Source organism: Streptomyces sp. NPDC051913 (genome assembly GCF_044593635.1).
Lineage (GTDB): Bacteria > Actinomycetota > Actinomycetes > Streptomycetales > Streptomycetaceae > Streptomyces.
Genome location: NZ_JBIUCI010000003.1, coordinates 512,734 through 526,074, shown reverse-complemented (window position 1 = coordinate 526,074; position 13,341 = coordinate 512,734). Strand labels below are relative to the sequence as shown.

Sequence of the window (13,341 nt, the reverse complement as noted above, 5' to 3'; positions counted from 1 at the left end):
CGTGTGACGGGGCCTCTCACGTACCGCACTTGCCGGCGACCTGCTTCTCCTGGTCGGAGAGCGTGGGGCCGGGGCTGGGAGTGGGCGCGGTCGGGGTTGCGGACGCGTTCGGGGACGGTGAGGTCGAGGTGGTCGGACTGGGCGACGCCTTGGACGTCAGGGAGGAGCGGGTGGTTCCCGTGGTCCCGCCGGCCTCGCCCTCACCGGTCTTGGAGTTCTTCTCGCTCTCGGTCGCCTGCGCCTCGGCCACCTTGCGGCACGCGGAGGCCTGCACGGAGAGTTCGTCGATTTTCTTCTGAGCGGTCTTCAGACCGCCCTCCGCGATGGTGTTCTCGACGAGCTCCTGCTGGTACGGCTGCAGGTACTTGAGTTCGATCTTCGGGTAGTCCTTCTCCACCTTCGACAACGAGACCCAGGCGAGATCCTGGCTGATGCCGCGGTAGAGGGCGACGTGGTCACCGTTGGCGGCCACGTAGTACTGGGTCTGGGTCCAGCGGTAGCCGCCGTAGAGGCCGCCGCCGATGACGCCGAGGGCGAGTGCGATGTAGAGGGATCTCTTCAGCCACTTGCGGCCCTTGCGGGGCTTGACGAAGTCGTCGTCGGAGTAGCCGCCGAAGCCGTCGGTGGAGATGAAACCGGTCACGTCGCCGGAGCCGGGCGGGCCGAACTCGCCGCCGCCGCCCTGTCCCGGCACCTGGCGGCCGAGCCCGGAGGCGCGTCCGGCGGGGGTCTGCATGATGCCGTTGTCGTGCAGCTGGAGCTGGTTCTCGGCGACGGCGCCGACCACGACGGGGGTGTCGGAGAGCTGGCCGGCCAGGGTGTCGCCGGTGTCGAGGTCGAGGACGTCGGCGACGATGACGGTGATGTTGTCGGGGCCGCCGCCGCGCAGGGCGAGCTGGATCAACTCCTGCACGGTCTCCTGCGGTCCCTGGTAGCTGGCGAGGGTGTCTTCCAGCGTCTGGTGGGAGACGACGCCGGAGAGGCCGTCGGAGCAGATCAGGTAGCGGTCGCCGGCGCGGACCTCGCGGATGGAGAGGTCGGGCTCGACGTGCTCGCCGCTGCCCAGTGCCCGCATGAGGAGGGAGCGCTGGGGGTGGGTGGTGGCCTCTTCCTCGGTGATGCGGCCCTCGTCGACCAGGCGCTGCACCCAGGTGTGGTCCTGCGTGATCTGGGTGAGGACGCCGTCGCGCAGCAGGTACGCCCGGGAGTCCCCGACGTGGACGAGGCCGAGGCGCTGGCCCGTCCAGAGGAGGGCCGTGAGCGTCGTACCCATGCCCTCCAGCTGCGGGTCCTCTTCCACCATGGAGCGCAGTTGGTCGTTGGCGCGCTGTACGGCGATGCCGAGGGAGGTGAGGACGTCGGAGCCGGGGACGTCGTCGTCGAGGGCGACGATCGTGGAGATGGCCTCGGAGGAGGCGACCTCACCGGCGGCGGCGCCGCCCATGCCGTCGGCGATGGCGAGCAGTCGGGGTCCGGCGTATCCGGAGTCCTCGTTGCCCTCCCGGATCATGCCTTTGTGCGATCCGGCGGCGAAGCGCAGTGACAGACTCATGCGCACCTCGCCCGTCGGCTCCGGATACATCCGCACGGTGCCCACCCTCCGGTCGGGAGCGCGCCGGGGCCCGGGGTGGGGGCCGCTGCGTGCTCGCTCCGCTCGCGCCTATTCATGATGTAGCACTACTTCCGCAGCTCGATGACGGTCTTGCCGATGCGGATCGGCGCGCCCAGCGGAATCGGTGTGGGGGTCGTCAGCCGGCTCCGGTCCAGGTACGTGCCGTTGGTGGAGCCGAGGTCCTCGACGATCCACTGGCCGTCCCGGTCCGGGTAGATCCGCGCGTGGCGGCTGGAGGCGTAGTCGTCGTCCAGCACGATGGTGCTGTCGTGCGCCCGGCCGAGCGTGATCGTCTGGCCCTGGAGCGCGACGGTGGTGCCGGTGAGGATGCCCTCGGACACGACCAGCTTGGTGGGGGCGTTGCGGCCCCGTCGGCCGCCGGCGCTCTGCTGGCGCTGCTGCGGCGGCGCCTGCTGCCGCTGGGCCTGCTGGGGCCGGTTGGCCTCGCGCCGGGAGCCGCGCTGGGTGACGCGCGTACCGAACAGGTCGCTGCGGATGACCTGCACGGCCACGATCACGAACAGCCACAGTACGGCCAGGAAACCCAGCCGCATGACCGTGAGGGTCAGCTCTGACATTGCCCCCGCTTCACCCTTCGGCTTGCCTATAGATAACGGTGGTGCTGCCCACGACGATCCGCGAGCCGTCGCGGAGCGTAGCGCGGGTGGTGTGCTGTCCGTCCACCACGATGCCGTTGGTGGATCCGAGATCCTGGACGGTCGAGGGCGTTCCGGTTCGGATCTCGCAGTGCCGGCGGGAGACGCCGGGGTCGTCGATCCGCACGTCGGCCTCGGTGCTGCGGCCCAGCACGAGTGTCGCGCGGGAGATCTGGTGGCGGGCGCCGTTGATCTCGATCCAGTGGCGGGTACGGCTGCCGGGCGCCGGAGCGCCGACGGGTCCGCCGGAGCGCGGGGCCTGGGCGGGCTGCGGATAGCCGTAGCCTCCGGGGCGTCCGCCGGGGGGCGGTGCGGCCGGCATGGGCGGGGCGCTCGCGGGCGCGGCGGACTGCGGGTAGCCGTAGCCGCTCGGCGCCGCGGGCCGGGCGGCCGGTGCGGCGGGCGCTCCCGGTGTTCCGGGGGCCTGCTGGTCGGTGGAGGAGGCGAGCGTTCGGCTGCGCACGCGGTACAGGCCGGTGTCGAGGTCGTCGGCCTTCTCCAGGTGGACCTTGATCGGGCCCATGAAGGTGTAGCGCTGCTGCTTGGCGTAGTCGCGCACCATGCCGGCGAGCTCGTCGCCGAGCTGGCCGGAGTACGGGCTGAGCCGCTCGAAGTCCGGTGTGCTCAGCTCGACGATGAAGTCGTTGGGTACGACGGTGCGGTCGCGGTTCCAGATCGTGGCGTTGTTGTCGCACTCGCGCTGGAGCGCGCCGGCGATCTCCACGGGCTGGACCTCGGACTTGAAGACTTTGGCGAAGGTGCCGTTGACCAGACCTTCGAGACGCTGCTCGAACTTCTTCAGGACTCCCATGGGGCACCTCCTCCGTAGTTGCTGCCGTCCTGCACCCCGCAGAGCGGGTACTGCCTTACCTGGTACTGCACCTGGTACTGCTTACTGATCGTATCCACGCGCCGGTGAATCGGCTGGTTCCCCCTGTCGGCACCGTCGACGGGTGTCGACGCCTCCGAAGTTCCCTGTGGAGCTCCTCTTCGAACTCCCGCGGCCGACTCCTCCTTGTCAAGGATCGTAGAGGCGGCCGTGGACCAGTGTCCCGCACCTGACTGTGGACCCCGACCGGCTCCTGGGGAGACGGACGGGACCGGTACGAGGTTGATACGTGAACCGGTCGACGTTGATACGTAGCCGGAGGGGCGGGGGTTCGGTGCCGTTCGGTGAAGCTCCTGGTCGGCTGCTGCCCTGGGGAAAGGGATGTGAATCCACCCCTGCCAGCGTGCTAATGTTCTGGGTGTCGGAAGGCGCCAGGCCCGAAAGGGAGCAGGGCCCGAGGACACACCCAATGCGCGGGTGGCGGAATAGGCAGACGCGCTGGATTCAGGTTCCAGTGCCCGCAAGGGCGTGGGGGTTCAACTCCCCCCTCGCGCACCAGATGAAAGCCCCCAGGTCTCGGACCTGGGGGCTTTCTCGTTGTCCTCGGCCGCGTTTCGTGGTGAGGACAATCACATGATCTGAACCTAGGCGGCCAGGCGTTCGGCGACGGCCTTCGCCTTGGTCTCCGCGTCCTGGAGGGCGCGCTCGCGGGAGGTCTCGTAGAGGGGGACCAGTTCGGTCATCGCCGGGTTCTGCGGGGCCATGGTCAGCTCCGGGACGATGAAGTCGAGGTCCAGGGCGAGGGAGTCGGCGAGCACCGCCTGAAGGTAGTTCTGCACGTACTCGTAGCCCTCGCGCGGGGTGCCGGGCGCGTAGGAGCCGCCGCGGCTGGCCACGACGGTGACGGGGGTGCCCTTGATCCTCGAGTCCTCCGCCATGAACGTGCGGCCCGCCAGCATCACGTTGTCCAGCCAGGCCTTCAGGGTCGAGGGGATCGCGAAGTTGTACATCGGGGCGCCTATCAGCACCGCGTCCGCCCCCTCCAGCTCCTCGATCAGCCGCAGGCGTGCGGCGAAGGCGGCGGCCTGCTCGGGGGTGTGCGACGTCGGATCGGAGAAGCCGGCGGTGTGGGCGTCGGCGGTGATGTGCGGCACGGGGTCGGCGGAGAGGTCGCGGTAGATGACCGTGCCCTGCGGGTGCTGCTCCTGCCAGGTCCTGCGGAAGGCGTCCGTGACGGTGCGGGAGGCGGAGGCGCCGTGCGGGAACACGGAGGAGTCGATGTGGAGCAGCGTGGCCATGAGGGTCTCCAAGCAGGGGAAGCGAGCCGTGAGCGGCAAGTCGTAAGCGGCTAGTAATTCATACTCGACTATGAATAACACAGGGACTTACTTTTTTTCACCTCCCTACGGTGAGGGCAGTACCCTGGGGACATGGCGGGTGAGCGGAGTCACGGCACGGAGGCGTGCAAACGGGTCGACGACGGGATCACCCGCGTCTTCCAACTCCTGGGGAAGCGCTGGACCGGGCCGATCGTGGCCGTCCTCACCCCGGGACCCGCGTACTTCGTCGATCTGCGCCGGGCGATCCCCGGCATCAGCGAACGGATGCTGTCCGACCGCCTCACCGAGCTCGCCGCCGCGGGACTCGTGGTGCGTGAGGTCGACGAGGGGCCGCCGCTGCGGGTGTCGTACCGGCTGACGGAGGCGGGGGCGGCGCTGGAGCCGGCGTTCGCGGAGCTGGGGCGGTGGGCGGAGCGGTATCTGCCGGAGGTCGGACCGGGGGGCGGTTGCTGAGGTCGGGCCCGGGCCGGTTGCCGAGCGCCGCTCGGTGCGGATGGCTGTGAGGGCGGCGGCGTGAATTTTCCACAGCTGTGGAGTTGTCCACAGGGTCTGACGCGTTTCGGCCACCGGCTGTACGGTCTGCACGAGTTGATGTTCGGGCGCGTGCGTGTTCGGGGGAGGCGGTCGGTGTGACCGAGGTCGGTGCGGAAACTGCCGTGCGGGTTGCCACGGAGGCGGGGCGCAGACTGCCCCGCGCACAGGGTTTCGCGGCGTGGCCCGCGCAGGGTTCGCCCAAGGACGAGGGCAAGTCGCTGCGGGCGAGGATCCCGCGCGGCGCGCATGCCGCGCTCGACCTGGACGGATCCCGTCCCGACGCGGTCAGCGCGGTCGAGGAGTCCAGCCGCGGGCGCCTGCCCGAACTCACCCCGATACGTGTCGGACGGATGGCGGCCACGCCCTTCGCCTTCCTGCGCGGCTCGGCCGGTCTGATGGCGTACGACCTGGCACGCACCCCCATGACCCGGATCGTCGCCCAGATCTGCGGCGACGCCCACGCGGCCAACTTCGGTCTGTACGGGGACGCGCGCGGCGACCTCGTCATCGACCTCAACGACTTCGACGAGACGGTGCCGGGCCCCTGGGAGTGGGACCTCAAGCGGCTCGCCGCCTCGCTGGTGCTCGCGGGCCGGGAGGCGGGCGCCGACGAGGACACCTGCCGTCAGGCGGCGCACGGCGCGGTGGGCTCCTACCGCCGCACCATGCGGCTGCTCGCCAAGCTCCCGGCGCTGGACGCGTGGAACGCCATCGCGGACGAGGAACTGGTCTCCCACAGCGACGCCCACGACCTGGTCGGCACGCTGGAACGGGTCTCGGAGAAGGCGCGGGCCAACACCAGCGGGCGGTTCGCGGCGAAGTCGACCGAGCCGACCGAGGACGGCGGGCGCCGCTTCGTGGACGCCGCGCCGGTGCTGCGGCGGGTGCCGGACGCGGAGGCCGCGGCCGTCGCCGGCGCCCTGGAGGAGTACCTGGCCACGCTCTCCGAGGACCGCCTGCCACTGCTGGCCCGGCACGCGGTGCACGACGTGGCGTTCCGCGTCGTCGGCACGGGCAGTGTGGGCACCCGCTCCTACGTCGTCCTGCTCCTCGACCACCGCGGCGAACCCCTGGTCCTCCAGGTGAAGGAGGCCCGCCCCTCGGCGCTGCTGCCGCACCTGGTGACCGCCGGTTTCGAGGCGCCCGCCGAGGGGCACGAGGGCCGCCGGGTGGTGCTCGGGCAGAAGCGCATGCAGGTCGTCAGCGACATCCTGCTGGGCTGGACGACGGTCGAGGGCCACCCCTTCCAGGTACGGCAGTTCCGCAACCGCAAGGGCAGCGTCGACCCCGCCGCGCTCGCCGCCGACCAGATAGACGACTACGGCCGGATGACCGGCGCCCTCCTGGCCCGCGCCCACTCCCACAGCGCCGACCCGCGCCTCGTCGCCGGGTACTGCGGCAAGAACGAGGAACTGGACGAGGCGATGGCGACCTTCGCCGTCACCTACGCCGACCGCACGGAGGCGGACCACGCGGAGCTGGTGGCGGCGGTGCGGTCGGGGCGGATCGCCGCGGAGATGGGGGTCTGAGGGGCTTCGGGGGCCGGTGATGAAGTACGTCGATCTCGACGGGCGGGACGGGGACGTCACCGGCATCATCGATCCGCGGCCCTACCTCGCGCGGCTGCCCGAGCTGGCGGATGACCTTCCGCCGGGAGCCCGCGCCTTCGCCACCGACCCGGGGCACTACGACTTCTCCGGCAAGCGGTGTGTGAAGGACCTCGGGCCGGAGCGGGTGCGGCGCATCGGGGACGGGGAGATCGAGATCCGCTTCCGGCACAACTGCTGGAAACACGACGAGGACCTGCTCGTGCGGTATGTGGGTGTCTCGCGGTTCCAGGTGGACGTCCTGGACGTCTGTGACGTGGCCGCGCTGGGCGACGTGATCCTCGACGAGGTGCTGCCGCACGAGAACGGCTGCACTCATGAGATGGCGTGCCGGCCGGGGACGCTGGTCGTCGTGTGCCGGGATCTGGTGGCGCGGTGGGTGCCGGCGGATTGTCCGGACGCGCGTGGGGGCTGACGTACGCCGTGGCGGGAGCGTCGCTGCGGGCGTGGCCTACGCTGGTCGGGTGACGACCCCGGAAGCTGAGCAGGGTGGTGTCGCCGGCGGGACGCGGGCGGTGCCCGAGGACGGTGCGGCGCGGCCCGAGGAGCGGCTGGAGCGGGCCGTGCGGGCCGCGGAGCAGGCGCTGATCGAGTTCGAGATCGCGGTGGAGACCTTCCGGATCGAGGTCGAGAACTTCTCCCGGCTGCACCACCAGAAGCTCGGGCCGATGTACACCCGGCTCGATGAGCTGGACGCGGAGATCGCCGAGATCAGGGCCGCCCGCAGCGGTGACCCCGAGGACCGGCGCAAGGCGGACGAGGCCCGGGCCCGGGTGATGCCGATGCCGGCCGTGGAGGAGCTGTTCCACGGCTGGATGGACGGCGACGGGCTGTTCCCGGAGGCCGCGGCGATGCTCACGGACCAGCAGGTGCGGCCCCCGCAGCGGGTGCGGCCCAGCGACGAGGCCCGCAAGCTCTACCGCGAGCTGGCCCGCAAGGCCCACCCCGACCTGGCCCAGGACGAGACCGAGCGGGCCCGGCGCGAGGAGTTCATCACCCGCGTGAATGCCGCCTACGGCCGAGGCGACGAGCCGCTGCTGCGGGAGCTCGCCGAGGAGTGGGCGGCCGGCCCCAAGCCGCCCGAGCAGCAGCCGTCGGAGAGCGAGGAGCTCTACGCCCGCCTCGAATGGCTCGCGCAGCGCAAGGAACTGCTGACCGTCGTCGCCCGGGAGCTGGAGGAGAGCGCGATCGGCGCGATGCTGCGTCTCGCCCCGGACGACCCCGACCGGCTCCTGGAGGAGATCGCCGAGCAGCTGCTGACGCAGGTAGCCGACCGGGAGCGGGAGCTGGTGGAGCTGCGGGGGCAGTAGCCGGCGTGGGCGGTGCACCCGGCGTGGCCCGGCATCGGAGACGGGCGGGCGGGGCGGCTGGGGGACGGGAGCGCTCAGGTAGCCTCGGGCTCATGAGTTTCGGAGCTGCTTTGCCCACGGTCGATGTCGCCGGTGTGCCGGCCGACGCCCTCGTCCTGGACGTCCGTGAGGCCGACGAATGGGCCGCCGGGCATGTCGAGGGCGCTCTGCACGTCCCCATGAGCGGCTTCGTGGCCCGCTTCGGCGAGGTCACCGAGGCGGTGGCCGAGGGGCGGCGCGCCTATGTGATGTGCCGCGTCGGCGGCCGTTCCGCGCAGGTCACGCAGTACCTGGTGCAGCAGGGCATCGACGCGGTGAACATCGACGGCGGCATGCTGGCCTGGGAAGGCGCGGGCCGGCCGATGGTGACGGACAACGGCTCGCCCGCCTTCGTCCTGTAGCCGACCCGGGCCCCGGGGCCGCGTCAGCCCAGGGGGTGGGCCGCCAGCAGGTCGCCGAGGGCTTCCTCGTGGGCCGCGGCCGGGCCGAGGGACAGCTCCAGATGCTTGGCCCAGGCGTGGTAGCGGTGCAGCGGGTAGTCGACGTCGGCGCCGAAGCCGCCGTGCAGATGCTGTGCCGTCTGCACGACCCGTCGTACGCCGTCCGCGGCCCAGATCTTGGCGACGGCCACCTCGGCGGAGACGGGCAGCGTCCCGGGCGTGCCGGAGCCCAGCCGCCAGGCGGCCTGCCACAGGGCGGCCTCCATGGCCTTCAGGTCGATGTAGCGGTCGGCGGCCTGCACGGCGACCGCCTGGAACGTCGCGACCGGGAACCCGAACTGCTCCCGCTTGCCCGTGTATTCGCTGGTCATCCGCAGCACCTGGCGCCCGAGCCCGAGCGCCAGCGCACAGGTGCCGACGGTCAGCAGCCGGCGCAGCGACTCCCAGGCGCCGTCCGCGTCGAGGACGTCTCGCGCCGGGATCCGCGCCGACTCCAGGCGCAGTTCGCCCAGCCGCTCCCCCGTCGTGGAGAACTGCTCGGCGAGGGCCACCCCCTCGCTCCCCGGCGCCACCAGTGCGAGCACCGTGTGACCCGACGCGGTGTGCGCGGGTACGGCGACGAGGTCGGCGTCGTACGCCCAAGGCACCGCTGTCTGGAGTCCGTCCAGGATCCACTCGGCGTCCTCCTGCCGTGCGGTCACGGCGAGTTCGGCCGGGTCGTGGCCGGTGCGGCCGCTCGCGGCGACCGTGAGGACCACCTCACCGCGGCCCGCCCGCTCCAGCAAGGCGGACTTCAACTCCTCGCTGCCGTAGGCCTGTACGGCGGCCATGGCGGCGCTGCTCTCCAGCAGCGGCACCCGGGCCAGCACCCTCGCCGACTCGCTCAGCACCAGGCACAGGGCGACGGCGTCCAGGCCCGCCCCGCCGTGCTCGGCGTCCGGCAGCAGGCTGAGCAGGTCCGCGTCCGCGAGCTTCTTCCACAGCGCGCGGTCGAAGGTGTCGGCGACGGCGCCCACGGCGAGCGCGGGACTGGGAACCGCGTCCGGTGCGACCCCGGCGAACACCCCGCGTGCCGCCTCGGCCGCCGCCTGCTGCTCCTCGGTGAAGGTGAAGTCCACGGTCCCTGTCCTCCCGACGGCCACTGGTCTGACGGTGCGTCAAGATAGAACAGGTTCTAGAAGAAGGGAACGGGGCGGCGCCGTCCGCCCTTACGGCTACCGGTCGAAGTCCAGCTCCACCTTCTCCGTCGCCGGACGGGACTGGCAGGCCAGCACATAGCCGGCCTCCGTCTCCTCCGGCTCCAGCGCGAAGTTGCGGTCCATGCGGACCTCACCGGCGACGAGGAAGGCCCGGCAGGTGCCGCACACCCCGCCCTTGCAGGCGTAGGGGGCGTCGGGGCGGTTGCGCAGGACCGCCTCCAGGAGGGACTCGCCGTCCTGGACGGGCCAGGTGCCGCCGCGGCCGTCGAGGCGGGCGGTGACCGTGCTGTGCGCGGGCGCGGGAGCCGTCGGTGCGGCGGGGGCGCCCGCGTCGACGTGGAAGATCTCCTCATGGATCCGGGCGCGCGGGACACCGAGCTCCTTGAGGGCCCGCTCCGCGCCCTGCACCAGACCGAACGGCCCGCACAGGAACCAGCCCGCCACATCGGCCACCGGCAGCAGCGCGGGCAACAGTCCGGTCAGCCGCTCCCGGTCGAGCCGCCCGGACGGCAGGCCGGCCTGCTGCTCCTCCCGGGACAGCACCGTCACCAACTGGAGCCGCTCGGGGTAGCGGTCCTTCAGGTCGGCGACCTCGTCCAGGAACATCGTCGAGGCGGCCGTGCGGTCGCTGCGGATCAGGCAGAACCGGGCCTTCGGCTCACGCGCCAGCAGCGTCGAGGCGATCGACAGCACCGGGGTGATGCCGCTGCCGCCGACGACCGCGGCGTACAGGCCGGGCGCGGGGGCGAGCGTGAAGCGGCCCGCCGGGGTCATCACCTCCACCTCGTCGCCGACGTTGATCTCCTTGAGCGCGTACGTCGAGAACGCGCCGCCCTCCACCAGCCTTACGCCGACGCGGAGTTGACGGGGAGCCTCGTCGTCCGGGGCCGGGGAGCAGATCGAGTAGGTGCGGCGGATCTCCGTGCCGTCGGCCCGGCGCCTCAGGGCGAGGTGCTGGCCCGCGGCGTGGCGGTACTCCTCGGCGAGTTCCGGCGGCACGGTGAAGGTGAGGGCGACGGAGTCGTCGGTGAGCCGGTCGACCGCCGCCACCGGGAGCGCGTGGAAGCGGGCCATCACAACTCCTTGAAGTGGTCGAACGGTTCACGGCAGGCGAGGCAGCGGCGCAGCGCCTTGCACGCGGTGGAGGAGAAGCGGCTGAGCAGATCGGTGTCGGCGGAGCCGCAGTGCGGGCAGTGGACGGGCGGCGCGGTGAGGGTGCGGGTGGTGCCCAGGGACAGGGGAACCGGGCCCGGCGTCCGCTGCACGCGCGGGGGCGCTATGCCGAACTCCTGGAGTTTGCGGCGGCCTTCGGGGGTGATGTCGTCCGTCGACCAGGCGGGCGCGAGCACCGTGCGGACGGTGACGTCCTGGATGCCGTGGGCGTGCAGGGCTCGCTCTATGTCGAGGGACATCGCCTCGATGGCCGGGCAGCCGGTGTAGGTGGGGGTGAGTTCGACCTCGACGGAGTCGGTGCCGTGAGCGTGGACCGCGCGGACGACGCCGAGCTCCTGGAGGGTGAGCACCGGCAGTTCGGGGTCGGGGACCGCGCCGGCGATCTCCAGGAGTTCCGCCTCCAGCGGGGTCGCGGTCACCATGACGCCCCCGGGTGGCTGCGGTGCAGGTGCTGCATCTCGGCGAGCATCCGTCCGAAGGACTCGGTGTGCAGGCCCTGTCGGCCCGCACCGGCCGTCCACGCGCCCGTGCGCGGTCCGTCGGGGACCGTCAGGCCGGCGCGGCCGAGGACGGCCGTGACGGAGGCGAGCCACGCCGCGTCCAGGGCCGTCCCGTCGACGTCGAGGCCTTCCAGGGGCCGGAACATCTCGCCGGTGAACCGCCACAGCGCGTCGCACGCCCGCCGCATGCGCTCCCGGCTCTCCTCGGTGCCGTCGCCGAGCCGCAGGGTCCACTGCTCGGCGTGGTCGCGGTGGTAGGCGACCTCCTTGACGGCCTTCGCGGCGAGCGGCGCGAACGGGCCCTCTCCGCAGGCCAGTTCGGCGTACAGCAGGTGCTGGTAGGTGGAGAAGTACAGCTGGCGGGCGATGGTGTGGGCGAAGTCGCCGTTCGACTGCTCCACCAACTGGAGGTTGCGGAAGGCGCGCTCCTCGCGCAGATACGCCAGTTCGTCCTCGTCGCCGACCATCGACAGCAGCAGGCGGGCCTGGCCGAGCAGGTCCAGGGCGATGTTGGCGAGGGCGACCTCCTCCTCCAGCACGGGTGCGTGGCCCGCCCATTCGCCGAGGCGGTGGGAGAGGATCAGCGCGTCGTCACCGAGGGCCAGGGCGGCGGCGTGCGGGATCGCGTCGAGGGTCACATCGGCGGTCACAGGTGCTTCACCCCGTCCGGGATCTCGTAGAACGTGGGATGGCGGTACGGCTTGTCGGCGGCCGGTTCGAAGAAGGGGTCCTTCTCGTCCGGGGAGGACGCGGTGATCGCGGTCGACGGGACGACCCAGATCGAGACGCCCTCGCCGCGCCGGGTGTACAGGTCGCGGGCGTTGCGCAGGGCGAGTTCCGCGTCCGGGGCGTGCAGGCTGCCGGCGTGGGTGTGCGAGAGGCCGCGGCGTGAGCGCACGAAGACCTCCCACAGGGGCCAGTCGGTGTTCGTCATGCCTGCTGCTCTCCCGTCCCGGTGCCGTGCTTGGCGGCGTAGGCCGCTGCCGCCTCCCGTACCCAGGCGCCCTCTTCGTGGGCCCGCCTGCGCTGGGTGATCCGTTGTTCGTTGCAAGGGCCGTTGCCCTTGAGGACGTTCTTGAACTCGGTCCAGTCGATCGGGCCGAAGTCGTGCTGTCCCCGTTCCTCGTTCCACTTCAGGTCCGGGTCGGGGAGGGTGAGGCCGAGCGACTCGGCCTGCGGGACGCAGATGTCGACGAAGCGCTGGCGCAGCTCGTCGTTGGAGTGCCGCTTGATCTTCCAGGCCATCGACTGCGCGGAGTGCGCCGACTCGTCGTCGGGCGGGCCGAACATCATCAGCGACGGCCACCACCAGCGGTCCACCGCGTCCTGCGCCATCGCGTGCTGCTCGGGTGTGCCCTTGCTGAGTGCCAGCAGCAGCTCGTAGCCCTGGCGCTGGTGGAACGACTCCTCCTTGCAGATACGCACCATCGCGCGCGCGTAGGGGCCGTAGGAGCAGCGGCACAGGGGGACCTGGTTGGTGATCGCGGCGCCGTCCACGAGCCAGCCGATCGCGCCGACGTCCGCCCAGGTCAGGGTCGGGTAGTTGAAGATCGAGGAGTACTTCTGGCGGCCGGAGTGGAGCTTGTCGAGCAGCTCGTCACGGCCGGTGCCGAGGGTCTCGGCGGCGCTGTAGAGGTACAGGCCGTGCCCGGCCTCGTCCTGGACCTTGGCCATCAGGATGGCCTTGCGGCGCAGGCTCGGCGCGCGCGTGATCCAGTTGGCCTCCGGCTGCATGCCGATGATCTCGGAGTGGGCGTGCTGGGCGATCTGGCGGACCAGCGTCGCGCGGTAGGCGTCCGGCATCCAGTCACGCGGCTCGATGCGCTCGTCGGCGGCCACGGCGGCGTCGAAGGCGCGCTCGTACCCGTCCTGACCGGCGGCGTCCGTCCTGTCGTACGCCTGTGCTGCTGTTGCCATGTGGCCCCCTCGACCCCGGTCGCTGCCCGGAACCTGCTCCCGACCGATCGTTCGGTTCGTCGCATCCATGGTGTGCCGGGCGCCGTAAGGTGTCAACCGCTGTGGATAACCTGCCGGGGTCCCTGTGGACGACAGGGGCCGAGCGACTCGGGTCGGCCGATGGGCTGTGCCCGGCGGGCGGGCCT

At 71.6% G+C, this 13,341-nt stretch carries 15 protein-coding genes and 1 tRNA gene; 6 read left to right on the top strand and 10 right to left on the bottom strand.

Going from position 1 to position 13,341, the window contains the following annotated elements; all coding sequences use genetic code 11:
* Positions 1-16: 16 nt before the first annotated feature.
* The 3 genes from ACIHIX_RS11455 to ACIHIX_RS11445 form a co-directional block, all read right to left on the bottom strand.
* Positions 17-1,582: a Stp1/IreP family PP2C-type Ser/Thr phosphatase gene (locus tag ACIHIX_RS11455; RefSeq protein WP_399953787.1), complete on the bottom strand. Its 1,566-nt coding sequence runs from the start codon at positions 1,580-1,582 to the stop codon at positions 17-19.
* 95 nt (positions 1,583-1,677) lie between these two features.
* Positions 1,678-2,190: an FHA domain-containing protein gene (locus ACIHIX_RS11450; protein WP_399953214.1), complete on the bottom strand. Its 513-nt coding sequence runs from the start codon at positions 2,188-2,190 to the stop codon at positions 1,678-1,680.
* A 10-nt stretch (positions 2,191-2,200) separates the two neighbouring features.
* A complete protein-coding gene (locus ACIHIX_RS11445; protein WP_399953211.1) occupies positions 2,201-3,079 on the bottom strand; it encodes an FhaA domain-containing protein in 879 nt (292 codons plus the stop codon).
* Positions 3,080-3,568: 489 nt separating this feature from the next.
* On the opposite strand from ACIHIX_RS11445, the gene ACIHIX_RS11440 reads away from it, so the two are divergent.
* Positions 3,569-3,655, top strand: a tRNA-Leu gene (locus ACIHIX_RS11440).
* 86 nt (positions 3,656-3,741) lie between these two features.
* Here ACIHIX_RS11440 and ACIHIX_RS11435 read toward each other — a convergent pair.
* Entirely contained in the window at positions 3,742-4,395 is a 654-nt protein-coding gene (locus ACIHIX_RS11435; RefSeq protein WP_399953208.1) for an FMN-dependent NADH-azoreductase, read from the bottom strand.
* A gap of 132 nt (positions 4,396-4,527) precedes the next feature.
* On the opposite strand from ACIHIX_RS11435, the gene ACIHIX_RS11430 reads away from it, so the two are divergent.
* The 5 genes from ACIHIX_RS11430 to ACIHIX_RS11410 all read left to right on the top strand — a co-directional run bounded on the left by ACIHIX_RS11430 (position 4,528) and on the right by ACIHIX_RS11410 (position 8,328).
* On the top strand, positions 4,528-4,890 hold the full coding sequence (locus tag ACIHIX_RS11430; protein ID WP_399953205.1) for a winged helix-turn-helix transcriptional regulator: 363 nt from the start codon (positions 4,528-4,530) through the stop codon (positions 4,888-4,890).
* A gap of 203 nt (positions 4,891-5,093) precedes the next feature.
* Positions 5,094-6,500, top strand: a complete 1,407-nt coding sequence (locus ACIHIX_RS11425; protein WP_399953202.1) for a DUF2252 domain-containing protein — start codon at positions 5,094-5,096, stop codon at positions 6,498-6,500.
* 19 nt (positions 6,501-6,519) lie between these two features.
* Complete coding sequence (locus ACIHIX_RS11420; protein ID WP_399953199.1) at positions 6,520-6,993, top strand: hypothetical protein; 474 nt, start codon at positions 6,520-6,522, stop codon at positions 6,991-6,993.
* Positions 6,994-7,042: 49 nt separating this feature from the next.
* Entirely contained in the window at positions 7,043-7,888 is an 846-nt protein-coding gene (locus ACIHIX_RS11415) for a J domain-containing protein (protein WP_399953196.1), read from the top strand.
* 92 nt (positions 7,889-7,980) lie between these two features.
* Complete coding sequence (locus tag ACIHIX_RS11410) at positions 7,981-8,328, top strand: rhodanese-like domain-containing protein (protein WP_399953193.1); 348 nt, start codon at positions 7,981-7,983, stop codon at positions 8,326-8,328.
* Between the two features lie 23 nt (positions 8,329-8,351).
* Here ACIHIX_RS11410 and ACIHIX_RS11405 read toward each other — a convergent pair whose 3' ends face one another.
* The 6 genes from ACIHIX_RS11405 to paaA all read right to left on the bottom strand — a co-directional run bounded on the left by ACIHIX_RS11405 (position 8,352) and on the right by paaA (position 13,156).
* Positions 8,352-9,485, bottom strand: coding sequence for an acyl-CoA dehydrogenase family protein (locus ACIHIX_RS11405; RefSeq protein WP_399953190.1), 1,134 nt, complete (start codon positions 9,483-9,485; stop codon positions 8,352-8,354).
* A 96-nt stretch (positions 9,486-9,581) separates the two neighbouring features.
* The gene (locus tag ACIHIX_RS11400; RefSeq protein ID WP_399953186.1) at positions 9,582-10,640 is read right to left on the bottom strand and encodes a 2Fe-2S iron-sulfur cluster-binding protein; all 1,059 of its coding nucleotides are present in this window, start codon (positions 10,638-10,640) and stop codon (positions 9,582-9,584) included.
* The gene (paaD, locus tag ACIHIX_RS11395) at positions 10,640-11,161 is read right to left on the bottom strand and encodes a 1,2-phenylacetyl-CoA epoxidase subunit PaaD (RefSeq protein WP_399953183.1); all 522 of its coding nucleotides are present in this window, start codon (positions 11,159-11,161) and stop codon (positions 10,640-10,642) included. The genes ACIHIX_RS11400 and paaD overlap by 1 nt, the downstream gene beginning before the upstream one ends.
* Entirely contained in the window at positions 11,155-11,889 is a 735-nt protein-coding gene (gene paaC / locus ACIHIX_RS11390; RefSeq protein WP_399953180.1) for a 1,2-phenylacetyl-CoA epoxidase subunit PaaC, read from the bottom strand. Before paaC ends, paaD begins: the two co-directional genes overlap by 7 nt.
* On the bottom strand, positions 11,886-12,173 hold the full coding sequence (gene paaB, locus ACIHIX_RS11385) for a 1,2-phenylacetyl-CoA epoxidase subunit PaaB (protein ID WP_329337005.1): 288 nt from the start codon (positions 12,171-12,173) through the stop codon (positions 11,886-11,888). The genes paaC and paaB overlap by 4 nt, the downstream gene beginning before the upstream one ends.
* Positions 12,170-13,156: a 1,2-phenylacetyl-CoA epoxidase subunit PaaA gene (gene paaA / locus ACIHIX_RS11380; RefSeq protein WP_399953175.1), complete on the bottom strand. Its 987-nt coding sequence runs from the start codon at positions 13,154-13,156 to the stop codon at positions 12,170-12,172. Before paaA ends, paaB begins: the two co-directional genes overlap by 4 nt.
* Positions 13,157-13,341: the final 185 nt, after the last annotated feature.